Origin of the sequence: Streptomyces iranensis (assembly GCF_017874715.1) — a bacterium.
Taxonomy (GTDB): domain Bacteria; phylum Actinomycetota; class Actinomycetes; order Streptomycetales; family Streptomycetaceae; genus Streptomyces; species Streptomyces iranensis.
In genome coordinates this window covers 353,230-377,617 of sequence record NZ_JAGGLR010000003.1, presented here as the reverse complement: position 1 = coordinate 377,617, position 24,388 = coordinate 353,230, and the positions used below count along the sequence as shown (strand labels likewise).

20 protein-coding genes are annotated in these 24,388 nt (G+C 72.8%); 10 read left to right on the top strand and 10 right to left on the bottom strand.

Annotation, left to right across the window (positions count from 1 at the left end; genetic code table 11):
• Positions 1-38: 38 nt before the first annotated feature.
• A complete protein-coding gene (locus tag J2Z30_RS07615) occupies positions 39-278 on the bottom strand; it encodes a hypothetical protein (RefSeq protein WP_044579897.1) in 240 nt (79 codons plus the stop codon).
• A gap of 158 nt (positions 279-436) precedes the next feature.
• Here J2Z30_RS07615 and J2Z30_RS07610 point away from each other — a divergent pair, with 158 nt between their 5' ends.
• The 6 genes from J2Z30_RS07610 to J2Z30_RS07585 all read left to right on the top strand — a co-directional run bounded on the left by J2Z30_RS07610 (position 437) and on the right by J2Z30_RS07585 (position 6,443).
• Positions 437-1,651, top strand: a complete 1,215-nt coding sequence (locus J2Z30_RS07610) for a sensor histidine kinase (RefSeq protein ID WP_044579895.1) — start codon at positions 437-439, stop codon at positions 1,649-1,651.
• Positions 1,648-2,307 (top strand): response regulator, encoded by a 660-nt coding sequence (locus tag J2Z30_RS07605; protein WP_044579891.1) that lies wholly within the window; start codon positions 1,648-1,650, stop codon positions 2,305-2,307. Before J2Z30_RS07610 ends, J2Z30_RS07605 begins: the two co-directional genes overlap by 4 nt.
• Positions 2,308-2,401: 94 nt before the next feature.
• Positions 2,402-3,655 carry a cytochrome P450 gene (locus tag J2Z30_RS07600; protein WP_044579889.1) on the top strand — a complete coding sequence of 418 codons (1,254 nt, stop codon included), beginning with the start codon at positions 2,402-2,404 and terminating at the stop codon, positions 3,653-3,655.
• A gap of 2 nt (positions 3,656-3,657) precedes the next feature.
• Complete coding sequence (locus tag J2Z30_RS07595) at positions 3,658-4,302, top strand: TetR/AcrR family transcriptional regulator (RefSeq protein WP_044579886.1); 645 nt, start codon at positions 3,658-3,660, stop codon at positions 4,300-4,302.
• A 118-nt stretch (positions 4,303-4,420) separates the two neighbouring features.
• Positions 4,421-5,650: a cytochrome P450 gene (locus tag J2Z30_RS07590; RefSeq protein ID WP_044579885.1), complete on the top strand. Its 1,230-nt coding sequence runs from the start codon at positions 4,421-4,423 to the stop codon at positions 5,648-5,650.
• Positions 5,651-5,678: 28 nt separating this feature from the next.
• Positions 5,679-6,443: an SDR family NAD(P)-dependent oxidoreductase gene (locus J2Z30_RS07585; RefSeq protein WP_044579884.1), complete on the top strand. Its 765-nt coding sequence runs from the start codon at positions 5,679-5,681 to the stop codon at positions 6,441-6,443.
• 24 nt (positions 6,444-6,467) lie between these two features.
• On the opposite strand, the gene J2Z30_RS07580 is transcribed toward J2Z30_RS07585, so the two are convergent.
• Positions 6,468-7,073: a GOLPH3/VPS74 family protein gene (locus J2Z30_RS07580; RefSeq protein ID WP_044579883.1), complete on the bottom strand. Its 606-nt coding sequence runs from the start codon at positions 7,071-7,073 to the stop codon at positions 6,468-6,470.
• A 94-nt stretch (positions 7,074-7,167) separates the two neighbouring features.
• Positions 7,168-8,460 (bottom strand): LuxR C-terminal-related transcriptional regulator, encoded by a 1,293-nt coding sequence (locus J2Z30_RS50805; RefSeq protein WP_044579881.1) that lies wholly within the window; start codon positions 8,458-8,460, stop codon positions 7,168-7,170.
• A 156-nt stretch (positions 8,461-8,616) separates the two neighbouring features.
• Between J2Z30_RS50805 and J2Z30_RS07570 the strand changes: the two genes are divergently transcribed.
• Positions 8,617-9,525: an NADP-dependent oxidoreductase gene (locus tag J2Z30_RS07570; protein WP_044579878.1), complete on the top strand. Its 909-nt coding sequence runs from the start codon at positions 8,617-8,619 to the stop codon at positions 9,523-9,525.
• Between the two features lie 52 nt (positions 9,526-9,577).
• Here the strand turns inward: J2Z30_RS07570 and J2Z30_RS07565 are convergent, their stop codons facing one another.
• From J2Z30_RS07565 to J2Z30_RS07540, 6 genes are all read right to left on the bottom strand, one after another.
• The gene (locus tag J2Z30_RS07565) at positions 9,578-11,044 is read right to left on the bottom strand and encodes a glycoside hydrolase family 76 protein (RefSeq protein ID WP_044579876.1); all 1,467 of its coding nucleotides are present in this window, start codon (positions 11,042-11,044) and stop codon (positions 9,578-9,580) included.
• A gap of 18 nt (positions 11,045-11,062) precedes the next feature.
• On the bottom strand, positions 11,063-12,271 hold the full coding sequence (locus tag J2Z30_RS07560) for a glycoside hydrolase family 64 protein (protein WP_044579874.1): 1,209 nt from the start codon (positions 12,269-12,271) through the stop codon (positions 11,063-11,065).
• A 137-nt stretch (positions 12,272-12,408) separates the two neighbouring features.
• Entirely contained in the window at positions 12,409-15,246 is a 2,838-nt protein-coding gene (locus J2Z30_RS07555) for an AfsR/SARP family transcriptional regulator (RefSeq protein WP_044579872.1), read from the bottom strand.
• 177 nt (positions 15,247-15,423) lie between these two features.
• A complete protein-coding gene (locus J2Z30_RS07550; RefSeq protein ID WP_052701814.1) occupies positions 15,424-16,269 on the bottom strand; it encodes an AfsR/SARP family transcriptional regulator in 846 nt (281 codons plus the stop codon).
• Positions 16,266-19,637, bottom strand: a complete 3,372-nt coding sequence (locus tag J2Z30_RS07545) for a type 2 lanthipeptide synthetase LanM family protein (protein ID WP_209468599.1) — start codon at positions 19,635-19,637, stop codon at positions 16,266-16,268. Before J2Z30_RS07545 ends, J2Z30_RS07550 begins: the two co-directional genes overlap by 4 nt.
• A 144-nt stretch (positions 19,638-19,781) precedes the next feature.
• Positions 19,782-19,997 (bottom strand): mersacidin/lichenicidin family type 2 lantibiotic, encoded by a 216-nt coding sequence (locus tag J2Z30_RS07540; protein WP_044579866.1) that lies wholly within the window; start codon positions 19,995-19,997, stop codon positions 19,782-19,784.
• A gap of 241 nt (positions 19,998-20,238) precedes the next feature.
• Between J2Z30_RS07540 and J2Z30_RS07535 the strand changes: the two genes are divergently transcribed.
• From J2Z30_RS07535 to J2Z30_RS07525, 3 genes are all read left to right on the top strand, one after another.
• Positions 20,239-22,404 carry a peptidase domain-containing ABC transporter gene (locus J2Z30_RS07535; protein ID WP_052701811.1) on the top strand — a complete coding sequence of 722 codons (2,166 nt, stop codon included), beginning with the start codon at positions 20,239-20,241 and terminating at the stop codon, positions 22,402-22,404.
• 81 nt (positions 22,405-22,485) lie between these two features.
• Positions 22,486-22,656 carry a hypothetical protein gene (locus tag J2Z30_RS07530; protein WP_209468609.1) on the top strand — a complete coding sequence of 57 codons (171 nt, stop codon included), beginning with the start codon at positions 22,486-22,488 and terminating at the stop codon, positions 22,654-22,656.
• A gap of 166 nt (positions 22,657-22,822) precedes the next feature.
• A complete protein-coding gene (locus J2Z30_RS07525) occupies positions 22,823-23,473 on the top strand; it encodes a TetR/AcrR family transcriptional regulator (RefSeq protein WP_044579863.1) in 651 nt (216 codons plus the stop codon).
• Between the two features lie 29 nt (positions 23,474-23,502).
• Here the strand turns inward: J2Z30_RS07525 and J2Z30_RS07520 are convergent, their stop codons facing one another.
• The gene (locus tag J2Z30_RS07520) at positions 23,503-24,375 is read right to left on the bottom strand and encodes a triphosphoribosyl-dephospho-CoA synthase (protein WP_044582412.1); all 873 of its coding nucleotides are present in this window, start codon (positions 24,373-24,375) and stop codon (positions 23,503-23,505) included.
• Between the last annotated feature and the right edge of the window lie 13 nt (positions 24,376-24,388).

Below are 24,388 nucleotides of genomic sequence, written 5' to 3'. Positions count from 1 at the left end.
CTGCTCACCACCTCGCTCGCCGCTGTGTTGCCGCGGTCTCATCCGCGGCTCCGATCGCTGAGCGCACCGCCCGCCGCGCCCACCGCCAGGCCGAGGACGACCATCACGACATAGCTGTACACCTCATAGCCGTCGGGGACGAGGAAGCGGACGAACCCCATGAAGTGGAGCCAGCCCCACCATTCGTGCAGCAGACCGCTTCCGCCGCCGACGACGAGGGTGAAGGAGAGCAGATGCGACACGGCGGCGAGCGGGGAGGTGTCCTTGGCGGATGACATGGCCCGAACCTAGGCGGGCCGCCCCGGGCGGCGGATCGGGCACAAGGCGACGCGGCGATGACCAAAGGAGACCGCCCGCCACCGGGGAGTGGTACTTAAGTATCCGCCCGCGCTACGAGTCCCCGCTCGCCCGCCCGGTCCGCGTAGATTTCCAGGACATGCGCCGCATCCACCGCACCCGCCGGGACTGGGCAGCCGATCTGGGGCTGATGCTCTTCGCCGCCTGCTTCGCCGCCGCCAGCTCCGACTCCATACCGATCGAGGAGGACCTCGATCCGGTGTGGCTGACCGTCGATCAGGTGATCGGCGGGCTGGGGTGTGCGACGGTCCTGCTGCGGCGGCGGTGGCCGGTGGCGCTGGCGGTGGCGCTGCTGCTGGCGGGCAGCGAGCTGTCGCACTACCTCACCGGTCCGGCGATGGTGGCGGTGTTCACGGTGGCCGCGACCCGGCCGGGGCGGGCCACCGCATGGGTGGCGGCGGTGGCCTTCGTACCCCTGCCCGTCTTCCTGTGGCAGCTGCCGGAGGTGTCCGGGGACCGGAAGAGCTCGGCGCTGACGTACTTCGCACTGATCGCCGGGGCCATCGGATGGGGGTTGTTCCGGCGGTCCCGGCAGCAGCTGATCGCCTCCCTGCGGGAGCGGGCCGAACTGGCCGAGGCGGACGCGGAGTTGCGGGCGGAGCGGGCCCGCCGGGAGGCGCGGGAGGAGATCGCGCGGGAGATGCACGATGTGCTGGGGCACCGGCTGACGCTGCTGAGCCTGCACGCCGGGGCGCTGGAGTTCCATACGAAGGCGCCCCGCGAGGAGATCGGAAGGGCCGCCGGGGTGATCCGGGAGAGCGCCCGCCTGGCACTGAGCGATCTGCGTGAAGTGATCGGGGTGCTGCGCGCGGGACCGGCGGAGGACGAGCGGCCCCAGCCCGAACTGGCCGATGTGGCCCGGCTGGTGGCGGAGGCCCGGACGGCGGGCTGCCTGATCGAGCTGACCGGACCGCCCGGCCGCCCGGCCCCGCCGCCCGTGGTGGGCCGCACGGCGTACCGCATCGTCCAGGAGGCGCTGACCAACGCGCGCAAACACGCGCCCGGTGCGGCGGTCACGGTACGGGTGGCCGGAGGCCCGGCCGGCCGGCTGACGGTGGAGGTCAGCAACGCGCCGCCGCCCGGGGCGACCGCGGGCACCTGCGGTGGCGAAGGCGGCCGTGGCGAAGGCGGCGGACAGGGGCTGATCGGGCTGGCCGAACGGGCCAGGCTGGCGGGCGGTGAGCTGAGCGCGGGCCCGGCCCAGGGCGGTTTCCGGGTGCGCGCCTGGCTACCCTGGCCCGCGGCGGACACGGTGTCCGCCGCGGGCCAGGGTGAGGGAGGACGGCGCGGGTGATCCATGTCCTGCTGGTGGACGACGACGCGATCGTACGGGCCGGGCTGCGCCTGATGCTGGGTGGCGCCCCGGACATCGAGGTCGTCGCGGAGGCCGCCGACGGGGCGGAGGTGCCGCCCCTGGTCGCCGCGCACCGGCCCGATGTGGTGCTGATGGACATCCGGATGCCGGGCGTCGACGGGCTGACCGCCACCACGGAGCTCCGGGCCCGGCCCGGCGCCCCGGAGGTGCTGGTGCTGACCACCTTCCACACCGACGGCCATGTGCTGCGGGCGCTGCGCGGGGGCGCGGCCGGGTTCCTCGTCAAGGACACCCCGCCACGGGACATCGTCACGGCCATCCGCACGGTGGCCGCCGGGGATCCGGTGCTCTCCCCCGCCGTCACCCGCCGGCTCATCGCGCAGGTGGCGGGCGGCGGGCAGGAGGACCGGGCCACCGCCGCCCGGGGCCGGCTGGCGCTGCTGGGCGATCGGGAGCGGGAAGTGGCGCGGGCGGTCGGGCGGGGCCGCTCCAACGCGGAGATCGCCCGGGAGTTGCATCTGGCGCTGCCGACGGTGAAGGCCCATGTGTCGCGCATCCTGACCCGGCTGGATCTCAACAACCGTGTCCAGATCGCCCTGCTGGTCCATGACGCCGGCGCGTCGGACGACGGCTGAACACAGCTCCTCGCGCCTCGGATGTGAACGATGAGAGGCAATTTAAATCAGTCGCTTGACTTAAGGGTGACCATGGGGTTGCCTGATCTTGTCGATGACCGCCCCGCCCCGGACCGAGGAGAGCGTCGTGACTCCAGGAGACGGCGAGCAGTTACTCAGCTACCCGATCCCCAGCGATACGGCGCTGGGGCCACCCGCCGAGTGGGCCCGGCTGCGGCAGCGGTGTCCGGTGGCGAAGGTGGCCCTGCCCAGCGGGGACGCGGCATCGCTGCTGACCCGCTACGACGATGTGAAACAGGTGCTGTCCGACCCGAGGTTCACCCGGCTGCTGAACGCCGACGACGCGGCCCGGGTCTCGGACAGCGAATCGGGCGGAGTGTTCAACAGCTCGATGGCGCAGTCGCTCCCGCAGGGCGGCGAAGGCCATCAGCGATGGCGCCGGATGGTGGCCAAATGGTTCACGGCCAAGCGCATGAACGCGCTGCGGCCGGGGATCGAGGCGATGGCCGAACGGCTCATCGACGCCATGGTGGAGCAGGGCCATCCGGCGGACCTCAAGGCCCACCTCGCCTTCCCGCTGCCGGTGTGGGTGATCTGCGATCTGCTGGGCGTCCCCGACAGCGACCGCGACCGGTTCGCCCACTGGTCCGACACCCTGCTCAATCTCACCCGGTACCGGCAGGACGAAGTCGACGCCGCCCAGGCCGAGTTCGCCGACTACATGGCCGCCCATGTGGCCGCCAAGCGGACCGGGCCGGGCGAGGATCTGCTCAGCGAGCTCATCACGGCCACCGGTCCCGGCGGCCATCGGATGTCCGACGCGGAGCTGGTGGCCACCGGCCAGGCCCTGCTGGTCGCCGGGCACGAGACCACCGCGAACATGATCGGGAAGATGCTGGCCATGCTGCTGGCCGACCGGAGCCACTGGGAGCGGCTCCTGGCCGACCGCTCGCTGGTGCGCACCGCCGTGGAGGAGGCGCTGCGGTTCGACGCCAATCCGGGGTTCGGGATGCCCCGGTACATCGGCGAGGACACCGAAGTGGCCGACACCGTACTGCCGCGCGGCACCACCGTGGTGTGCAGCATGGCCGCCGCCAACCGTGACGAGACCGCCTTCGAGGGCGCCGGCGAGCTCGCGCTCGACCGCAGTCCCAACCCCCATCTGGCGTTCGGCGCCGGTGCGCACTCCTGCCTGGGCCAGGCGCTGGCCCGCACCGAGCTGCAGGCCGTGCTGGACGTGCTGCTGCGCCGCCTCCCCAGCCTCGAACTTGCCATTTCCGTACCGGAGTTGCGGCGGCTGGAAGGCCTGGCCGTGGGCGGGCTGTGCGACCTCCCGGTGCGGTGGTGACCATGGCGGGCAGGGCCGTACGGAACGAGCGGGCCGATGCCACACGTGGGGCGATCCTCGCCGCCGCGGAGCGGCTGTTCGCCGAGCGCGGGGTGTACGCGGTCTCCAACCGCCAGGTCAGCGAGGCCGCCGGGCAGGGCAACAACGCGGCGGTCGGCTACCACTTCGGCACCAAGGCCGACCTGGTGCGGGCGATCGCCCGGCAACACGCCGAGCCGGTTGAGCGATTGCGCCTGCGGATGCTGGGCGAGATCGGCGACTCCACCGACGTTCGGGACTGGGTGGCCGCCCTGGTGCGCCCGGTCCTCGAACATCTGGCGGAGCTGCCCGGCCCGACCTGGTACGCGCGGTTCTGCGCCCAGGTGATGACCGACCCGGCGCTCCACGAGATCATGGCCGATGAGTCCCTGGCCTCTCCGGCGCTGCGGCGGACCGTCGAGGGGTTCAACCGGTGCCTCCCCGAGCTGCCGGTCGAGGTGCACATCGAGCGCGGGGCCATGGCGCGCCATCTGATCCTGCACATGTGCGCCGAGCGGGAGCGCGCGCTCGCCGAGAACACCGCCACGCCCCGGTCCAGCTGGCGCGACGCCGCCACCGGCCTGATCGACGGGATCGTCGGGCTGTGGCTGGCGCCCGTCACCCGCTGATCGCGGCCTTCCCACACCGGCGGCCCGTCGAGGGCCGTCGAGGGACAACGGGGAGCAACGGGGGACAACGGGGGACAACGGGGGTTCCACCACACGCCTCAAACGAATTGAGGGAGCGATGACCAGCACAGTGAACCCGGTGGACGAGCGCGCCGCGCGGGCCCCGGAGTTTCCGATGGCCAGGGCGGCGGGCTGCCCGTTCGACCCGCCCCCGGCACTGCGGGACCTGCAGCAAGAGGGCCCGCTGGCGAGGGTCCGCCTGTGGGACGGCAGTACGCCGTGGCTGGTGACCCGGTACGCCGATCAGCGGGCGTTGCTGGGCGATCCGAGGGTCAGCGCCGACATCCACCGGCCCGGCTACCCCCGCCAGGCCCCGATGCCACCCGGAGGTACGGGGGTCAGCTTCATCCTGAAGGACGACCCCGAGCACGCCCGGCTGCGGCGGATGGTGACGGCGCCGTTCGCCATCAAGCGGGTGGAGGCCATGCGGCCCGGTGTGCAGAAGATCGTGGACGATCTGATCGACGAGCTGCTGGCCGGTCCGAACCCGGTGGACCTGGTGGAGGCGTTCGCCCTGCCGGTGCCCTCGCTGGTCATCTGTCAGCTGCTCGGAGTGCCCTACACCGACCACGACTTCTTCCAGGACAACAGCAAGGTCATCATCAACCGGAACGTCACCCCCGAGCAGCGCTCGGCCGCCCATGGCAATCTGATCGAGTATCTGGACGGGCTGATGGGCGAGAAGATCGCCCGTCCCGTGGACGATCTGCTGTCCGGTCTTGCCGAGCGGGTCACGGCGGGCGAGCTGTCCCGCAACGAGGCCGCGCAGATGGGTGTGCTGCTGCTGATCGCGGGCCACGAGACCACCGCGAACATGATCGCGCTCGGCACCCTCGCCCTGTTCGAGCACCCCGGGCAACTCGCCCTGCTGCGCGACACCGACGACCGCCGGCTGATCGCGTCGGCGGTGGAGGAACTGCTGCGCTATCTGCACATCACCCACAGCGGACGGCGCCGGGTGGCGATGGCGGACATCGAGATCGGCGGGGAGGTCATCCGCGCGGGCGAGGGGCTGATCCTGGCCAATGACATCGCCAACCGGGACCCCGGGATGTTCGCCGAGCCCGACCGGCTGGACCTCCGGCGGGACGCCCGCCGCCATGTGGCCTTCGGCTTCGGGGTGCACCAGTGCCTGGGCCAGCCACTGGCCCGGATGGAGCTCCAGGTCGTCTACGGCACCCTCTACCGCCGTATCCCCACTCTGCGGCCGGCCACCGAGCTGGAGCGGATCCCGTTCAAACACGACGGATCGGTCTACGGCGTCTACGAACTGCCCGTGACCTGGTGACATCGAGATCCAGGGAAGAGCGGAACACGTGAGCAGCACCGGACTCGGGGGCCGTGCCGTCATCGTCACCGGAGCGGCGTCGGGGATCGGCCGGGCCGCGGCCCTGGCGTTCGCCCAGGAGGGCGCGAAGGTGCTGGTGGCGGACCTCGACAGGGACGGTGCCGAGCAGGTCGTCGCGGCCGTGGGAGCACAAGGGGGAACGGCCCGCGCGGTCATCGGCGACCTCGGCGATCAGCGGGTGGTGGACCAGGTGGTGGCCACGGCGGTGGAGGAGTTCGGCGGCCTCGACGTCCTGGTCAACAACGCCGGTGTGATGGACCGCTTCTCGGCGGCCGCGGACACCGACGACGCCGAATGGGAGCGTGTCCTGCGGGTCAATCTGACGGCGCCCTTCATGCTCACAAGGGCCGTGCTGCCGCATATGCTGGCCGCGGGCCGCGGCGAGATCGTCTTCACCGCGTCCGAGGCCGCGCTGCGCGGCAGTGCGGCCGGTACCGCCTACACCGCCTCCAAGCACGGTGTCGTCGGCTTGGTGAAGTCCCTCGCCGTGATGTACCGGGACCAGGGGATCCGCGCCAACGCCATCGCCCCGGGCGGCACCGCGACCGGCATCCGGGTCGACGCCCGGCCCGGGGCTCACGGCCCGGCCGTCATAGGCGCCCATGCCACCAGCATGGGCAGGATCGCCACGGCCGAGGAGCAGGCCGCCGCCATCGTCTTCCTCGCCTCCGACGCCGCCGGCAACGTCAACGGCGTCATCCTGCCCGTCGACAACGGCTGGTCCGCCGTCTGACGCGGTGGCGAACCGATCGCTCGGTCATTCGCCGCGCCAGATGTTGTCGTAGGCCGCTTCCTCGATGGCCCGCCGCTGCCGCTCGGCCTCCAGCTCCATCACGGCGTCGTTGACGGCGGCCAGCACGGTCACGGTCGCGTCGCCGGCCGCGCCCGCGGCGTCTTCCGCGGGCTCCTCGCGGATCCCGATGGCCGCCGCGAGGGTGGCGAGGACGGGCTCGTCCGAGGCCCAGCGGTCCGTCGCGTGGCGGCGGCCGGGCGAGTCGACCGGCACCGCCTGACCGGCGCGGAGCGGCAGCCAGCCGTGGCGCCGCCGGGTGATCTGTCCCGCCTCCTCCAGGGCGTCCAGATAGGCGGAGGACAGACCGCGGCCCCTGCGCCACAGCCACTCGCCGACCGGCTCGTGCGGCGGCTGGCGGATGAGTGACGCCGCGGCCTCGTCCAGCAGGCGATCCCCGGTCGGCGGGCAGAGCCCCGGCACGATCCGCTCGTCCTCGATCGTGAGCGCCTCGGTGCCGAGGAGGTCGATCAGCTCGGCTCCCGCGAGCGCGAGCGACAGGTCGCCCCGCTCCAGGGGTCGGATGGGCGCCACGTCCAGAGTGACGATCAGCAGGTCCCGCGGTGTGGTCATCAAACGCTCCGCTCGCCGTTCCCGCCAACGATACGTTCCAAGGCGTAAGGCTGTCCGCCGACGTGCCTGCCGGGTACGCCATGTCGGCGGCCGCTCAGGAGCCGGTGGCCCCCCACGCGTGGGCCAGCGCGGCCGCCTCGCCACGCGAGGTGACACCCAGCTTCTCCAGGATGTTCGCCACGTGGAACTTCACCGTCGACTCGCTGATGTGGAGCTCCTGGGCGATCTGCCGGTTGCGCCGTCCGCGGGCCAGCCGCTCCAGCACCTCCAGCTCGCGCGCCCCCAGGCCGTCCAGCGGATCCTCGCGGGCCGGCCGCGGCGGGCCGAGCGGCACGGTGGCCGTCACCGTGGTGCCCCACTCCGGGACCGCGTCCACGTCCAGCCGTCCGCCCAGCGCGGCCAGCCGCTCCCCGACCCGGCGGGCGTCCAGGACGGTCCGCCTGAGGACTCCGGGGCCGTCGTCCCGTACGGTGGCGCGCAGCTCGCCCTCGCCGACCTTCCAGCCGATGTGCACGCGGTGCACCGGGCGCGGCGCGCCGTCCCGGCCCGGTCCCTGCTCGTCGAGCATGGCGTGCACCACCGCCCGTACCACCGCGCGGGCCGTATTGGCCACGTCTGCGGCGAGCAGCCGGTCCGCGCCCTCCTCGGTGCCGGGCGGGCCGAGGTCCAGCCGTACGGACAGGCCGCGCAGCTCCGGGCGGAGCGATTCGGCGAGCCGGGCGAAGGCGTCACCGACCGGCTCCTCCACCAGCGCCTGATCGCGGTCGGTGCGGGCGCGCAGTTCGGCCAGGGCGCCGACGGCGAGGTCCACCGCACGGGCCCGAGCGGTCCGGTCGTCCAGATCGCGGCCGCGCAACACGCCGAGCAGCGCGGACAGGGCGGCGCCGTGGGCGTCGACGAGCTCGGCGATGGCCGTGGCCCGCGCCGCGGCCGCGGCCCGCGACTGGACCAGCATCCCGGGCACCGCCTCGAAGGCCATCCGGTCGCGGTGCGCGGTCACCAGGTCCCACAGGGCGCGGGCCGCCGCCAAGGCCTCGGCCGGGACGGGGGCCTCCTCGGTCCGTACGAGGACGAGCAGCGCGCCCCGCGCGGTGGCGTCGCTGTGCACGGCCAGCACGGGCACCTCGGTCCCGGCCATCCACGCCCGGCCCTGCCAGGTTCCCTCGGCGCGCGCCACCGGGAGGATGGCGGCCATCTCGGCGCTGGTGATGACGGTTCCGGGCTCGCCGGGCGGGTCGCCATGGGTCTTGAACGGTGAGTGCGGGCAGTTGCCGGAGAGCTCGGCCACCGCCCGGTGCGCGATCGCCTCGGAGAGCGCGGCGGACAGGCCCGGCAGGATCTCGCCCAGGGGCGCCCGGATCACATCGACTGCGGCCGTGAGGTCCATGTCCGTCAGCGTAATGGGCCCGTCCCGCGGCCCCGGCTGTTCTTCCGGCCAGATGGAACTGGCCGGAAGAACAGCCGGGGCGGGGCATGTCCCGGCCGAGGATGGCGTTGTCGCTACAAACATGCCCCCTCGACAGGGCTGACGGGAGTGAGAGTGATGAAGGCGATCGTCTACGAGGAGTACGGCGGCCCCGAGGTGCTGCGGCTGAAGGAGACGGAGGAGCCCCATCCGGGTCCCGGGCAGGTGCGGCTGAAGGTCATGGCCGCCGCCGTGAACCCCCTCGACTACAAGATCCGCAGTGGCTGGATGCCGCAGATGGGCCCCGCGTCGTTCCCCGCGATCCCGGGTGGGGAGGCGGCCGGGGTCGTCGACGAGGTCGGTGACGGGGTCACCGATGTGTCGGTGGGCGATGAGGTGCTGGGCTGGACGGACACCGGGGCCTACGCCCCGTACGCGCTGGCCACGGATGTCGCCCCCAAGCCGGCCGGCCTCGACTGGGAGACGGCCGCCGCGCTGCCGGTGGCCGCCGAGACCTCGGCACGCGTCCTGGACCTGCTGGGGCTGAAGGAGGGCGAGACCCTGCTGCTGCACGGGGCCGCCGGTGCGGTCGGCGGGGTCGGTGTCCAGCTCGCGGTGGCCCGGGGCGCCACCGTCATCGGCACCGCCTCGCCCGCCAACCACGACTATCTGCGCTCGCTCGGCGCGATCCCGGTGGCCTATGGCCAGGGCCTGGCCGACCGGGTGCGCGCCGTGGCGCCCAAGGGTGTCGACGCCGTCTACGACGCGGCCGGGCAGGGCGCCCTGCCCGTGTCGATCGAGCTGCGGGGCGGCACGACCGACCGCGTCGTCACCATCGCCGACCCCGCGGCCGCCGATCTCGGTGTCACCTTCTCGGCGGGTGGCGGCGGCCGCCGCCTGGAGGCCATCGCCGACTACGCCCGGCTCGCCGCGGAGGGCCGGCTGCGGGTGCCCGTGGTGCGCAGCTTCCCGCTCGCCGACGCCGCCGAGGCCCATGTGCGGAGCGAGACCGGCCACAGCCGCGGCAAGCTCATCCTGCGGCCCTGATGAGCGCTGCCGCGGCCACTGTCATGGCCGCTGTCGCGGCCGCTGTCGTTGTCTAGGAGGCCGCGTTCATCAGGTCCAGTGCGCTGTGCTGTCGTGCCGCGTCGGTCTTGTCCAGCGGTCCTGACCAGCGCAGTCCGTACTGGTCCAGGGCGTTGCGGTCGGCGGCGTAGGCGCGGTCCGCCTGCCGTTTGAGGTAGGCCGTGTAGGGGTGGTCGGCCAGGGCCGCGTTCAGCTTGGCCAGCCCCCGCACATGGGCACCCTTGAACGATGGGCCGTCGGCACCGCAGTCGCCGGTCTCGCAGGGGTCCCTGAGGATGCCGTCGGCCGTGTTGAGCTGGGACGACGTGGTGGCGGCCGTGCCGATGCGACGGGCCGTGTCGAGCACGGACCCGTCACCGGTCGCCCGGTACAGCTCGGTGAGGCCGCCGAGCAGCACACCCTGGTTGTAGGACCAGACCGCGCTGCCGTTGTTCTTGCAGGTGCCCAGGTCGATGCCGTCGTTGACCAGGTTCGAGGAGTTCACCATGCCGGTGCCCTGGAACCAGGTCCACTCCGCCTTCGCCCGCTGGAGATAGGCGGTGTCGCCGGGGATCCGGTTGTGCAGGGCGGCGCTCAGCTGGAGGTAGAGGGAGTTGGCGATGGCGTTCTTGTACGTCTTCGCCGTACTCCACCACACACCGCCGCCACAGGTGGAGTCCCAGTAGGAGGCCATGTAGTCGGCGTCGGCGCGGGCGGTGGCGAGATAGCGGGAGTCCCCGGTGAGGTCGTAGGCCGCCACCCAGGCCAGACCCCACCAGCCGGTGTCGTCGATGTAGTCGTTCCGGAACTGCCCGCCCTGCGCACCGAGGTTGAGGTCGTAGGTGCGGGCGATCGCGTACTCATAGCTGCGCATGCCCGTGACGCGGATGTTGTCGATGACGGCCGTGAGGGCGTTGGCCGAGTTCCACCAGCCGGTGGTGGAGAACAGGCCGGTCCCGTTCGAGTAGAACGCCATCTGGGCGGTGGCGGCGGCCGTACGGCGGTCCCATGCGTTCCAGGTCGTACGGGCCCACGGCGTGCACGCGATGTCGGCGCGGTCACCGGCCTTGCCGCAGGCCCGCAGCGCGCCGATGCCCCGGGCACCCCAGTCGTCCACGTTGTACATCAGGGTGCGCCAGCCGCGCTGTCCGGCGGGGATGGCGGTGTTGCCGAGGCGGCTGCCCGAGGACCAGGTCCGGCCGCCGTCGAAGGAACGGTCCAGCCACACCTCGTCACCGGGGCTGCCGTTGTCGATGGAGGCCCAGCCCATCGCGTCGGTGTCGTCGAAGTGCAGGGCGATGGAGCGGGAGAAGACGGTGGCCGTGACGGGGGTGCGGCTCTGCGGGGCGAGCGCCGGATCGCGGGCGTCGCAGTACTTGTTGCACACGGTGGCGGACGGCGCCGCCTCGGCCGTGGCCGGGAGGAGTTGCGGGGCCAGCAGGGCGAGTGCTCCGGTGGCGAGGGCGGCCAGGCGGGTGCGCAGCGGTCTCTTGCCTCTCATGCCGTGCCTCCTCCCGGCCTAGTTGAAGGGGTCCAGGGTGATGGACGCCTGCTGCGGATTGCCGTCGTGGACGAGCGACTCGTGCTGGCCGACGTCGTCGAAGGCGAAGGCGTACGCCTTTCCGTCGGCCATCTGGCCGTGGATGACGCGGGCGTAGTGGTTGGTCACGCCGTCGGTGTAGAACCCGGCGTCACCGGTGTCCGGCTGGTTGGGGTTGGTGAGCAGGGTCGTGCGGTTGTAGCCCGCGCACAGGGTCCGCGAAATCGGGCCGCGCACCTGGTCGTTGGGTGCGTCGAGGCGCTTGTAGCAGCCGAAGACGGAGTCGGAGTCCGGCTTCTGGAAGCTGGTGACCACGGCTCCCGAACCATTGGTGAAGTTCATGACGCCGCCGGAGACCCGCCCGAAGTACTTGGTGTTCGGCCGGTCGGCGAAGGGCGTGACCGTAAGGGTGGTGGCGGCGTACTTCTGCCACACCCGGTTGATGTAGTCGTCCATCGTGTTGGCGGGCAGGGCGCCCGCCTCGATGCCGTGCCCGGGTGACAGGGCCCGCAGCACGGTGCCGTCCGGGCGGGTCTGGATGAGCTTGCCCCAGCCGCCGCCCTGTGCGCGCAGCGCGTTGAGGACGCCGTTGTAGCCGCCGGGCTTGAGGTGGCCGGTGGTCTTCGCGCTGCCGTCGGCGCCCTGCACCCCCACCGCGTACGGCGCGGAGAACATGTCGACCTGGGTGCTGTTGATGTACAGCCCGGAGTCGTCGAGGGTGAACTCGCTCCAGTTGAACAGGATGTTCCGGTTGGGGTCGGAGGGGTTCTGCACGGCGGGCTGCACCAGACCGCCGGTGGTGAGCCTGAAGTCGATCTTCTTGCCGTAGGAGAAGTAGACCCGGCCGGAGAGCTTCGGGATGCGGATCGTCAGGGACTGGCCGCCCGCCGGTCCGGCGATCGACGCGTCGGGCGCCGGAGTGGGCGGGTTGCCACCGGCGGGCCAGGGGTGGAAGGTCCCGGAGGCGTCGGCCCAGCCCTGCTGCCCGGTCGAGAGCAGGGTGCCGATCGTATAGACGTAGATCTGGTCGCCGCGCCCGGAGTTGTTGGTGAACTTCAGCGGGATCGTGCTCGGCACGGCCGGCTGGGCGGACGCCTCGGGGGCCAGCGCGGTCATGCCCAGGGCCAGGAGTAAGGCCGACGCCCAGCAGGGCAGGGTCCGGAATCGGGTGGAGACGCGTCTGGACATACGCCACCTCTCGCGCGGCCCCACGGGGCCGCGTCAGCGGGGGGAATGGGGGGTTTCATGAAGCGGGGGGTGCCGGAAGTGCAGAGTCATCATGGCAGTGAACATGACACTGGTCTAGACATTCTCACGTGCCGACATCAGCGCAGGGCCGGATGCGGGGCCCTGGGGCCCCCGGAGCCCGCCGGGTCGAGATCGTCCCGTTTGGCACGGAGCTCGTCGGTGTCCGGATGGCCGATCTCGAGGGCGATCTCCAGGGCCTGGCCCCGGGCGGCACGGGCGGCGTCCAGGTCGCCCGCGGCCAGCTGCGTGTCGCCGAGATGGTTCAGGATCTCGGTCTCGTTGTACCGATCGCCGAAGCCACGCACCAGGCGCAGGGCCCGGACGTAGCACGTCACGGCGGCGGGGTACTCGGCCAGGTGGTGATGGGCGTAGCCGAGGCTGTCCCACGCCCCGGCCTCGGCATGCCGGTCCTCGATCTCCTGGTTCACGGACACCGCCTGGGCGCAGTACTCCAGCGTCTGCCGGTAGTCGCCCAGTACCGCGTGCACCCATCCGACGTTGTTCAGCGCCAGGGCCTCCCCGGCCCGGTGCCCCGCCTGCCGATAGAGCGTCAGGGCACGTTCGTTGTGGCCGAGCGCGTCCCGGTGGCCGTCCAGCCGGCCGCAGACCCAGCCCAGGCCCCGGTGGACATGTGCCTGACGGACGGGATCGCCCAGCCGCTCGTAGAGGTCGAGGGCGTGACGGAAGTGGCGGTGTCCCTCGTCTAGGCGGCCCATCTGGGTGAGGCAGCTGCCCAGGCCACGGTGGGCGCCGGCCTGCCACGCCGGATCGCCGAGCCGCTGGGCCGCGCCGAGGGCGATGCGCTGGACGGCGGCCCAGTCGTGCCAGTGTCCGCGGTAGTCGAAATAGGTCTCCAGGTTCCTGGCCAGCCGCCAGGCGCCCGCGTCCAGATCGGCACCGGTCGCCAGGTCGACCACGCCCAGCAGTACGGCGTGCTCCGCGGTGAACCAGCCGAGCGCCGCGGCCTGGTCCGCCATCTCCTGCGGGCAGGCATCCGGCACGGCGGGTGACAGGGGGACGCGGTCCCGATGCGGGTCCAGCAGCCCTGCCGCGCGATCGGCGGTGTGCAGATAGTGGTCGACGACACGGCGCCGCGCACTCCTACGGTCGGCCTCGGGGTCCACGGTGTGGGCCAATTCGCCCGCGTAGGCGCGGAGCAGGTCGTGCAGCGTGTACCGGCCGGGCGTGACCTCCCCGACCAGGTGCACCCGGGCCAGCTCGGCCAGCAGGGGGCGCACCCGGGAAACCGGGAGACCGGCCAGGCCCGCCATGGCCGGGAGGGAGATGTCCGGTCCGGGATGGAGGCCGAGCAGCCGGAACAGCCGTGCGGCGTCCGGGCCGAGCACGTGATACGACCAGGAGAACACCGCCCGTACATCGGTCGCGGTATCGCCCCCGCTGAAGGCGTCCAGGCCGAGCTGGGTGTCGTGCAGCTCCGCGGCGAGCGTCCGCAGCGGAAACCGCGGGGTCACGGCGACCCTCGCGGCCACCACCGCGAGCGCCAGCGGCAGCCCCACGCACGCCGCGACGATCGCGTCGAACGCCTCCGGATCGTCCGTCCGCCGGATCCGCCTCAGGTGCCGTTCCAGAAGCAGCCGCGCCTCGCCGTCGGTGAGCGGGTCCACCGCACACGGACGTGCCCCATTGGCGGCGACCAGTCCGGTCAGGCGGTCACGGCTGGTCACCAGCACCACACAGCCGCCCGTACCGGGCAGCAGCGGCCGCACCTGGTCGGCGTCGCGGGCGTTGTCCAGCATGATCAGCATCCGGCGGTCGGCGATCAGCGACCGGTACAGCCCGGCCTGTGCCTCCGGATCGGCGGGCATCTCCTGCGGATCCACGCCCAGGGCGCCGAGGAAGCCGCGTACGGCCGCCGCCGCGGGCACGGGGCCGGCGGCGGGAGCGAACCCGCGCAGGTTCACATACAGCTGCCCGTCCGGGAAGCGCGGCAGGTTGCGATGGGCCCAGCGCAGCGCCAGCCAGGTCTTGCCCACCCCGCCGACACCACTGATCGCCGCGATGTCGAGCGCGCCCTCACCGTCGACGGTCTCGCACAGGTCGTCGAGCGCGGCGAGCTCCCGCTCCCGGCCGACGAACGTGACCGGCGGGGCGGGGAGTTGCTGAGGCACCGGCCGCGGTCGCCGTCGGGGCGCCACGGGCGCCGTGGCCGGGGCGAGGTCGAGCGCCGGATCCGCGGTGAGGATCCGCTGGCGCAGCAGCACCAGCGGCGGGCTGGGATCGAGCCCCGTCTCCTCGGCCAGCCGGCGCCGGATGCGCTCATGGTGCTCCAGTGCCTCGGTCTGGCGCCCGCACCGGTACAGGGCCAGCATCAGCTGTCCGGCCACCCGCTCGTCCAGCGGATACGCCTCGGCGCGGGCGGCCAGCTCGGGCAGTGCCCGGCCGTGCTGGCCCAGCCGCAACCGCACGTCCATCAGGTCCAGCTGCCCGGTGAACCGCTCGGCCTCGAGCACCGAACGCTGGGCGTTGAACCAGGGCGTGTCCCCCCCGGCGAACGCCTCGCCCCGCCACAGCCCCAGGGCGGTCTCCCACAGCGCCGCCGCCTCCTCCCCGCTGCCGGCGGCACGAGCTCGGCCGGCCGTCTCGCGGAACCGGAGCACGTCCACCGCGCCGGCCTCCGCCGCCAGCCGGTAGCCGCCCTGCTCGCGTACCAGCTCCGCCCCCGTGCCCGCCAGCGCCTGCCGTAACCGGGACACATACGCGTACAGCGCCTCCCGGCCGCGCCGGGGCACCCCCGCCCCCCACACCCGGTCCACCAGCGGCCCCGTGGGCACCACCCGCCCCGCGTCGACGGCCAGCGCCGCGAGCACCAGCCGCTGCCGTGCGTGCCCCACGTCCACCGGCGTCCCGTCCCGCCACACCGTTATGGCACCGAGCACGCCGAATCGCGCCCCCATGCGTTTTCCCCCGTTGTGTCGTAGCCCCCGCGCCGACCACCTGTGTATGACAGTCGGCGCAATACCGAGTCAACAACTCCCTAAGGTACGGGGAGGACTTCCCGGTATGGAAGGGACATCACGACGAGGAACGCGAGCCGGACGCCGGGGGGACCTGCTATCGCCCGGACGCGCCCTTCATACGCCCCGGACGGCCGGCGGCGCGCCGATCGCCTTCGACACCAGCCCCGGCAGATCCGCGAGGGAGTCCCGGATGATCGCCTGCTCCATGGCGAGGACGTCCGCTCCCGGCCTGATACCCAGCTCCTCGGCCAGTACGTGCCGCAACTGCCGGGCCGCACCGAGCGCGTCGGCACGGCGCCCGGTCAGACACAGCGCGATCATGAGCTGATGGCGGAAGGACTCGCGCAGCGGATGGGCCGCGACCAGGATCTCCAGTTCGGGTACGACGTCATGGGCGTGTCCCTGGTGCACTTCGGCCCACACCCATGCCTCGGTGGCCAAGAGCCGCGCCTCCTCCAGCCGTACGAGTTCGGCCGTGATCGCGGGGAAGTCCGGCACATCGGCGAGCAGGGGCCCGCGCCACATGTCCAGGGCCCGCCGCAGCCCCTCCGCCGCCTGCCCGGTCCGCCCTTCGGCCAGGGCCCCGCGCGCCACCCTCGCGAGCGCCGTGAAGCGGTCGGCGTCCAGCTCACCGGGGTCCACCGCCAGCCGGTAGCCCGGCGGGCTGGTGAGCAGTGGGCTTCCGCCCCGCACCGCCGGGCATCGCTCGTGCGGGGGCCCGGGAAGCGCGCGCCTGAGCCGGTGGACGTACTGCTGGACCAGCTTGGGGGCGGACTTCGGCGCTCCGCCCGGCCAGAGCTGCTCCAGCAGTTCCCCGGCCGGCACCGTACGGCCCGCGCTGACGAGCAGTGCGGCCAGCAGCGCACGGCACTTGGCCTGGCTGACCATGCGGAAGGCGCCGTCCGGTCCCCGGATCTCCAGTGGCCCGAGGATGCGGTAGCGCACCGGTGCCGGGGTCATCGGCGTCCACCGTGACGGCGCCCGTCGCATCCGCCGTCGGCTCCGGGGGCGGCGAGGGTGAGGACGTCGGGCACCCGGTCCGGTGCGGCCACGCGCAGCAGCCCGTATCCGATCCCGGCCGATCCGGTCATCAGTCCTGGGGTGGTCACCCCCATCGGGACGCCGGGACGGACGTCCCCGGTCAGCACCCGGTCGGCCACCTGGCGCGCCACGCGGGGGCCGAGGTCGTCGGTCTCCCCCAGCGCGGGACCGGCCGCGAGCAGCGCCGCCACCAGCCCCAGATCCCCGTGGCACAGCGAGTCGTTGCCCAGTCCCGCGCCGACACCGTCCCCCAGCAGGTCGCCGCGGACGGTGCCGACCGCGATGCGCAGGTCCTCCGCGAGGAGCTCATGGGCATCGGCGAGCCCCTCGACGCCGAGCAGCGCCGCCCGGACCAGCCCGATACCGGCGGCACCGTGACACCAGGCGTCCATGAAGGATCCCCGCGGCACGATGCTGCGCAGATCCGGCCAGTTGCCCCGGCCGGGGTCCAGACCGTGGCGTTCGAACCGGAGCGCCTCCTCGCACAGCCGGTAGTGGTGGTCCTCGCCGGTCAGCTCGGCCGCGCGGGCCAGGGCGAGGGCGAAGCCGCTCGCCCCGTGGGACATTCCCAGCAGCGGCCGGTCGGGGTCGACCGCCGTCCGCCAGGCCGCTCCGCCGGTCACCTCGGTCGCCGCCTTGGCGAGGGTGGCGGCGGCAAGCCGCAGCGCGTCCGCGGTGCGCTCGTCCGGACGCGTCCGGTGGAGCGCGGCCAGGGCCAGCGCCGCCCCGGCCGTTCCCTGGACCACATCGAGTTCTCGGTCGCCCTCGAATCGCCCGGCCAGCTCAGGAACCAGCGCGGTGGCCGCGTCGAGCAGTTCGGGCGTGTCCCACAGGGCGGCCAGATGGGTGAGCGTGTAGACGGCGCCCCCCAGTTCGCCGAATCCCCCGATGCTCAAGCTGAAACGAAGGTGACGGCCACGGTCGGGGCTGGTCAGCGAGTCCGCAAGCGATTGCGCGATGCGTTCGGCCACCTCCCGGTACCGCTGGTCCCCCGTCATCGAGCCGAGGTGCGCGAGGAACAGCGCGATACCGCTCACCCCGTCGTAGAGGCTGATCCCGGCGGGTCCCGCGCGCCAGTAGCGCTCCCCCACGACATTGAGCGACAGCCAGTGCGGGGGCTGGCCGTCGGTGCCGTGCACCGCGGTGTCGAGCAGTTCGTCCGCGAGGGCGGCCGCGGCCCGCAGGGCGAGCCGGGTGTCGAGGGGGCGGTCGGGCAGTTCCCGCGGTCGGGGGGCGGTCCGCGTCCGGGTGCCGAAGGTGAGGCCCGTCAGTGACGCGTCGATGCACCACTTCTGGCGGCGCAGATCGATCGGGCCCATGCGGCGGATCTTGGCGCGCACCGCCTCCATACCGGAGGTGGCCAGGAAGTCGTGGACGACAACACCGTCCGCGTCACACAGGTCGGTAGCGGACGGCGTGGTGTGGTAAGTCGGCACATCGAGCCGGGCCAGCTGGCGCTGCTCGCTGGTCAGCAGCTCGATCCTGCCCGCGACGCCCCGATGCCCGTCCGCGAGGCCTGCTTCGAGCACATACTCCCAGTCCAGCGAGTCACGCAGGACGTCCGGGTGCATCGACTCGGCGAGGATGCGGCTGTAGACCGAGGTCGGCCGGGGCACATGGCGCACGGCGTCCTCGGCGAAGGCGGCGATCGGGCCGTCCGCGGCGAGCAGTTCGTCCCGCTCCCGTTCGATGAGCCCGTAGGCGGACTCGAAGCCCTCCGCCAGGGATCGGCGGTACCGCAGCGGGTCGACGGATGTTCCGCCCACGGAGGCCCGGTTGGCCGCGCCGGCGATGGGCATTCGCTCGCGCACCAGCCTCATCTCGTCGGTGCCCTGGCCGGCGTAGGTCGGCAGCACGCTCGGGGAAAACTGGCCGCCGCCGCCCGCGAGCCCGCTGATCTCCGCGTCCCGCCAGCCCGAGTCGTCCACCTCGATGATCCGCTCCGGCAGCAGCCCGATGCCCAGGACGGAGTCGTTGAGGACGTCGGGCACCGCGCCGGCGATCCGCAGGACGGGGTCGGCCACCGCCCGGGACCGCCCGAGGAAGGTGGCCTCCAGGTCGACGAAGACGGGGTGCTCCCCCGCCGCGATCAGGTTCTGCAGATGCAGATCGGCGCCGCAGATGGCGTGGAACACGGCCAGATGGGCGCCTTGGCGCCAGAAGAACCGGTCGGCCCCGGCCTCGTCGGCGCACGTCCCGGAGGCCACGTACGCCACCCATCCGTACCCGGGCCGGGGCAGCACCTCCACGATGCGCAGCGGATGGCGCAGCCCCCGGTCGTTGAGCCGGGCGAGCAGGTCGTTGAAGTGGCGCTCGACGGCGACCGACCGCGGTTTGTAGACCAGCTTCGTACTGTCGGAGAGGGTGAACAGCGCGACCGACCGGCCGCCGTTGTGAGTATCACCGGCGCCGAAGCCGATGTCCGTCACATCGCCGAGACCACGCCAGGAGCCGCCGAACACCGCGCGCAGCCGGGGCAGATCGGCCAGGAAGCGCTCGGCGAACTCCTGCCTCACATCGATCCAGTGGCGCAGCGAAGCGACCAGTTCACGGGCCAGTACGGGGTATTCGGACAGGATCTCCAGCGCCCGCCCGGGGGTGCGGACCGTGGCCATGAACGAGGCGAACCGCTCCTCGGGGGTGGCGCCGGGCAGCTCCCCGGTCACCCTGGCCACGTTGAGCTCCAGAACCAGGGCACGGGACACCATGCCGGAGATCGTTTCCAGGGGCGGGAGGAGGAGGGGATGGTCCGAAGGCAGCCCGGACACCCGGCGCCGAAGTTCCCCCCGGGCCCAGCGCAGCAGCGGGAGGGCCAGTTCGGCCGGGCCGAGCCCGGGGCGGTGACCGTGGTCATGGCCGGGACCGCGGGTCGCCGCGTGGACATGGCCCCGGACGTCGTCGCCGCCACCGTGACCGTCACCGTCGTCGCCGTCGTCGTCGCCGTCGCCGTCGCCGTCGCCGGAGGTGTGATGACGCCATGCCTCGGCGATCACCTTCAGCCACTCCGGTGTGGGCAGCCGCCCGGCGAGCGACTCCGCCGGCTCGCCCAGCAGGGTGATCAGCTCCTCCTCGGTGACCCCCGTGGCCGTCCAGCGCTCCAGCGGGTCCACGCCGGTGGTGTGCCTTCCGGCGGAGAAGAGGATGCCGCTGCGCCACAGCTCCAGTCGGCGCAGCCCGTGCGCACGCTGCTCAGCGGTGACCGCCGGAGCGCCCGGCCACCGGTCGTGCAGGGGCACGCCTCGCCACCACGTCGTCGAGTTCAGGATGTCCTGCTGCCGATTCCTCACTTCTCCCCCTACTTTTGACGGCCCTGTCGCCCTCTACGGCCCTGTCGCCGTGGAGACGGCCCGATCGCGATCCGATCCGGCGCGGGCCCCGTGGGGCCCGCGCCGGAATGGCTCATGGGTCACCGCGTCCGAGGACGCACCGGGTCAGCCACAGAGCCAGTCACAGGTGAAGCAGGTGCGGCAGGTCTTGTGACCGCACGTCACCCAGGTGTCGGTGAGCCCCCCGCCCACGACGTTGTCCAGCCGCTGGTCGGTCAGCTCGATGGCACCCGCCGGGTGGGCGGGCAGCGCGCTGAGCTCCTCGGAGCTCAGCCCGGCGCGGAAGACCGGGTCCTTCCATGCCTTGGTGGTCCGGTTCATGGTTCCTCCGTTCGACGTGCTCTCATCGGTTCGTTCATGGACATCACTCCGGTCAGCCCGGTGTGACACAGCCAAAACTGGGTGAGCGAGTTGGCCGGGAACCTTGCGAAAACCTTGTGCCGCCGCGCCTCGCGGTGCCATCCGCGCCGGTCAGCGGTGAAGTGAACCGGCGGTGAACCGGGACCGAACCGGTGTGCCGCACGCTGCTGCGCCAGGGAACTCGGCGCGGGAGGAGACACATATGAGCGGCAGGCAGGTGGGGTCGCGGGTGCCGTTCGTGGCCCAGATGAGCGAGGTCGAGTGCGGTCCCGCCTGTCTGGCCATGGTGCTCGGGGCGCACCGCCGCGGGGTTCCCCTGCGGGAGCTGCGCGCGGAGTTCGGGGTGAGCCGCGATGGCGCGAGCGCCCGCCGGATCCTGGAGGTCGCGCGCGCCCATGGGCTCGAGGCCCGGGGGCTGAAGGTACCGCCGGACGCGCTCGGCGCGGTGCGCAAGCCCGCCATCGCCCACTGGGACGACCACCACTTCGTGGTGGTGGGAGGTGTCGGGCGCAAGGGGGTGCGAGTGCTCGACCCCGGCGAGGGACGCGCCACCGTCTCCCATGAGGAGTTCCGCGCCCGGAGCTCGGGCACCCTGCTGGAGTTCGCCCCCGGCTCCTCGTTCGTCGAGCGGCGCGGGCCCCGGGATTCCTGGCCGCTGCGGCTGGTGCGCGACATGATGCGGATGGCACCGCGGTGGGCCGCCCTCGCGGTTCTGCTCTCCGGGATGGTGCAGCTACTCGCCCTGGGGTCGGCGTTCCTCACCAAGTACGGCATCGACACGCTCATCGGTGAACGGGCCGGGACACTCTCGGGTCTCTCCCTGAGCATCGCCGGTTTCGTATCGGTGTACGCGCTGATCGGACTGGGGCGGGCCGGAGCCCTGCTGGTACTGCAGCACCGGCTGGACGGCGCACTCGGCGACCGGTTTATGACTCATCTGTTCCGGCTGCCGTTCGGCTATTTCCAGGCCCGGAGCAGCGGGGATCTGCTGGCCCGCCTCAACAGCAACACGGTGATCAGAGACCTGCTGACCTCGCGCATGGTCACCCTGGTCATCGACAGTGTCTTCGTGGTGGGCTATCTGGTGCTGCTGTGCGCCTTCAGTCCCTGGTACGCGCTCCTGGCGGCGGGACTGGGCGCGGCGCAGATCGCCATCGTGCTGGCCACTCTGCGGCCGGCCAACGCCTTGGCGAAACGGGAGCTGAGCGCCGAGGCCGCCACACAGTCGGTGGCGGTGGACGCGCTGCGGGGCGCGGAGTTCGTGAAGAGCGCGGGGCTGGTCGGCACCGTGCTCGACCGCTGGCGTGGGGCGCTGGACGACTATCTGCGGGCGGCGCTCCACCGACGCCGCCTGGACGCCCTCACCGACTCCCTCACCCTGCTGCTGCAGGTGGCCTCCCCGCTGGTGTTGTTGCTGCTGGGCATCGCGCAGGTGCGCTCGGGCGCGCTGACCATCGGCTCGATGATCGCGCTCAACGCGATCGCGGCCGGGCTGCTCACCCCGATCGCCGGGCTGGCCACCAGCATGCGCTACCTCCAGACCATCGGTGCCCATCTGGAGCGGGTGCACGATGTGCTGGACGAGCGTCCGGAGGTCCGAGGGCCGGGTGTCACCGCCCCCGCCATGGTGCGGGGCGAGATCGAGCTGCGCGGTGTGGGCTTCCGCTACGGGCAGGGGCCATGGATCCTGCGCGACCTGACCCTGCGCGTTCCCGCGGGCGCGAAACTCGCCGTCGTCGGGGCCAGCGGCTCCGGGAAGACGACGATGATCCGCCTGCTCGCCGGGCTGTTGCGGCCGATCGAGGGCACGGTGCTGCTCGACGGGCGCGCCATCGAGGAGTACGACGCGGACAGTCTGCGCCACCGCTTCGGCGTCGTGACACAGGAACCCCATGTCTTCGGCGGCACCATCGGATCGAATCTGCGGCTCGGCCGGGACGGGCTGTCCGACGAGGCCCTCTTCGAGGCGCTCGGCCGGGCCGGGCTGCTCCCCGATGTGCGGCGGATGCCCATGGGGCTGGAGACGCATGTGGCGGAGGGTGGGAGCGCGCTCTCGGGGGGCCAGCGCCAGCGTCTGGCGATCGCCCGCGCGCTCCTGGCCGACCCCGCCCTGCTGGTGCTGGACGAGGCCACGAGTCATCTGGACGCCGTGACCGAGGCGGAGGTGGCCGGTGAGCTGTCCGCGCTGGGCTGTACCAGGATCGTCGTCGCGCACCGAATCAGCACGATCATGGACGCGGACGAGATCGTCGTCCTGGACGACGGCCGTTTCACGGAGCGGGGTGGCCACGACGACCTGATGCTCGCCGGGGGCCGGTACGCCGCGCTGGTGCACCGGCAGCTCCCGGCCTCGCTCCGGCCCTCATGATCGCCACCGCACCTATGTGGGCATTCGGGCGTAAAATGGGCCGCGTCCGCACCAGGAGGGCACGAGGAGCGGAGGCATCAGATGACCGAGGCAGCCCCCTCCCGCACCGAACGCAAACGGGAAACCGGCCACCCCGACGTGCCGTGGACGACCCCCTCGCAGGCCGAGGGCGAGCGCGACGACGAGACGGACACCGGCCACCCCGACGTACAGAGGACGACTCCCTCACAGGCCGAAGGGGAACGGGACTAGCCACCCCCTCTCGGCACCCGGGCCCGCGGGCCGGTGATCTCCCACCGGCAGGCGGGCCCAGCCATGCGGCCCGGACGCGGCGGCTGACACGTAATGCCTCCTCCACGCCGGGGGTCTCCCGGGCGGAGCGGCCCCGACGGGTCGCTATCCTGACCGGGGAGGCGAGATGGCACGCGCGACACAGACCACCGGGACACCCGGCACCGGCCGACCGGCGGCACGCCACCACGGCAACCGGCACGGACGCAGCGAGCAGGCCCGGCTCGCGGTGCTGAACGCGGCCGACGACCTGCTGGTCGAGAAGGGCTTCGCGGGCGTCACCATGGAGGGCATCGCCACCCGGGCCGGTGTCGCCAAACAGACCATCTACCGCTGGTGGAGCACCAAGACCGGCGTCCTCATGGACGCCTTCCTCCAGGACGTGGCCGAGGACCTGACCGTGCGCGACCACGGTGACCTCGCCCGGGACCTGCGCACCTATCTGCGCGAGCTGGCCTGGTTCCTCAGCTCGTCCGATTCCGGTGCCGTCTTCAGGGCCCTGATCGCCCACGCGCAGCACGATCCGGCGTTCGCCGAGGACTTCCGGTCCCGGTACCTCGACGACCAGCGCGGCCGTGACCGCCTTCCGCTGGAACGGGCCCTGGAGCGCGGGGAGTTGGTGCCCGGCCTCGATCTGGCGGCCGAGACCGACCAGCTCATGGGCCCCGTCTACTACCGGGTGCTGGTGACCGGCGAACCCGTCGGCCAGGAGTTCACCGACCGCCTCGTCGACGCCTTCCTCCACCGCCACGGGCTGACGGCACCGGCGAAGGACTGAACACCCGGAAGTCCGAAGTCCGAGGGGAGTCACCGCCCGGACGGCGCCATGACCGCCGGTGCCAGGACCGCCGGTGCCGGGAGACCGTCCAGGAACAGGGCGCCCGCGAGCAGCACGGCGCTTCCGCGCGGCGCGATGCCCCGCTCCCGCAACTCCGTGTCCAGAACGGACAGGGCGGCGGCGCCCTCGGGCGTGGCGGTGCCACCCGCCTCGAGCACGGCATGCGCCCCCTCCTTCGCCCGTCGGAGGCCGGGCGGGCCCGCCCGGTACAGCGGCCCGGTGTCCTGGAGGGTGCTCATCACGGTGAGCAGCGCGTCCAGGCGCGCCTGGGTCTCGGTGGCCCCCGCCGCACGCGCCCGGGACAGGGCGTCCAGGGCGCGGCGCACATGGGGAAAGGCGGCCCGTGCCTCGCCGCGCGCGCCCGGTGCCCCATAGGTGGCGGAGACATGCGAGCCAGGCGAGGGGCGGCGCGGTGCACCACGGTCGGGGTGGTCCGCGATCCGTTTGGCGGTGGCGGTCACCTCGTCGGGCCCGGCGCCGGGGCGCAGCGCCGCGGCCGCCACCAGCAGGCCCATCACCCACAGCGCGCCGTGGTGGAGGGGGCCGGTGGCCGCGCCGCCACCGGCCCGTGCCATCGTCCACTCGGCGCAGCGGCCGATGGCACCCAATTCCTCGCGCAGCGCCCGGGTCGGCTCCCCGGGGCGGCGGGCCGCGGCGGCCATGGCCGCGAACCCGGGCGTCAGCGCCTTGGCCGACCAGCGCAGCGCGAGCAGATCCGCACCGGTGGCGCGGGCCTGGAGATCGCGGGTGTCGGCGAGGCCCGGTTTGGGCGTCAGCTCCGTCTGGGCGATCAGGGCGAGCACGGCGGCCCGTGCCAGTGCCTCATCCGTGGAGCGCGTCATCGGCATGCCCGGA

Excerpts from the sequence above, each read along its gene's own strand:
- J2Z30_RS50805 (WP_044579881.1), bottom strand. The coding sequence starts at position 8,460 with ATGGACCTCACGGCCGCAGTCGATGTGATCCGGGCGCCCCTGGGCGAG.
- J2Z30_RS07610 (WP_044579895.1), top strand. The coding sequence starts at position 437 with ATGCGCCGCATCCACCGCACCCGCCGGGACTGGGCAGCCGATCTGGGG.
- J2Z30_RS07595 (WP_044579886.1), top strand. The coding sequence starts at position 3,658 with ATGGCGGGCAGGGCCGTACGGAACGAGCGGGCCGATGCCACACGTGGG.
- J2Z30_RS07580 (WP_044579883.1), bottom strand. The coding sequence starts at position 7,073 with ATGACCACACCGCGGGACCTGCTGATCGTCACTCTGGACGTGGCGCCC.
- J2Z30_RS07560 (WP_044579874.1), bottom strand. The coding sequence starts at position 12,271 with ATGTCCAGACGCGTCTCCACCCGATTCCGGACCCTGCCCTGCTGGGCG.
- J2Z30_RS07615 (WP_044579897.1), bottom strand. The coding sequence starts at position 278 with ATGTCATCCGCCAAGGACACCTCCCCGCTCGCCGCCGTGTCGCATCTG.
- J2Z30_RS07525 (WP_044579863.1), top strand. The coding sequence starts at position 22,823 with ATGGCACGCGCGACACAGACCACCGGGACACCCGGCACCGGCCGACCG.
- J2Z30_RS07530 (WP_209468609.1), top strand. The coding sequence starts at position 22,486 with ATGACCGAGGCAGCCCCCTCCCGCACCGAACGCAAACGGGAAACCGGC.
- J2Z30_RS07550 (WP_052701814.1), bottom strand. The coding sequence starts at position 16,269 with ATGACCCCGGCACCGGTGCGCTACCGCATCCTCGGGCCACTGGAGATC.
- J2Z30_RS07565 (WP_044579876.1), bottom strand. The coding sequence starts at position 11,044 with ATGAGAGGCAAGAGACCGCTGCGCACCCGCCTGGCCGCCCTCGCCACC.
- J2Z30_RS07600 (WP_044579889.1), top strand. The coding sequence starts at position 2,402 with ATGACCGCCCCGCCCCGGACCGAGGAGAGCGTCGTGACTCCAGGAGAC.
- J2Z30_RS07535 (WP_052701811.1), top strand. The coding sequence starts at position 20,239 with ATGAGCGGCAGGCAGGTGGGGTCGCGGGTGCCGTTCGTGGCCCAGATG.
- J2Z30_RS07570 (WP_044579878.1), top strand. The coding sequence starts at position 8,617 with ATGAAGGCGATCGTCTACGAGGAGTACGGCGGCCCCGAGGTGCTGCGG.
- J2Z30_RS07540 (WP_044579866.1), bottom strand. The coding sequence starts at position 19,997 with ATGAACCGGACCACCAAGGCATGGAAGGACCCGGTCTTCCGCGCCGGG.
- J2Z30_RS07555 (WP_044579872.1), bottom strand. The coding sequence starts at position 15,246 with ATGGGGGCGCGATTCGGCGTGCTCGGTGCCATAACGGTGTGGCGGGAC.
- J2Z30_RS07520 (WP_044582412.1), bottom strand. The coding sequence starts at position 24,375 with ATGACGCGCTCCACGGATGAGGCACTGGCACGGGCCGCCGTGCTCGCC.
- J2Z30_RS07590 (WP_044579885.1), top strand. The coding sequence starts at position 4,421 with ATGACCAGCACAGTGAACCCGGTGGACGAGCGCGCCGCGCGGGCCCCG.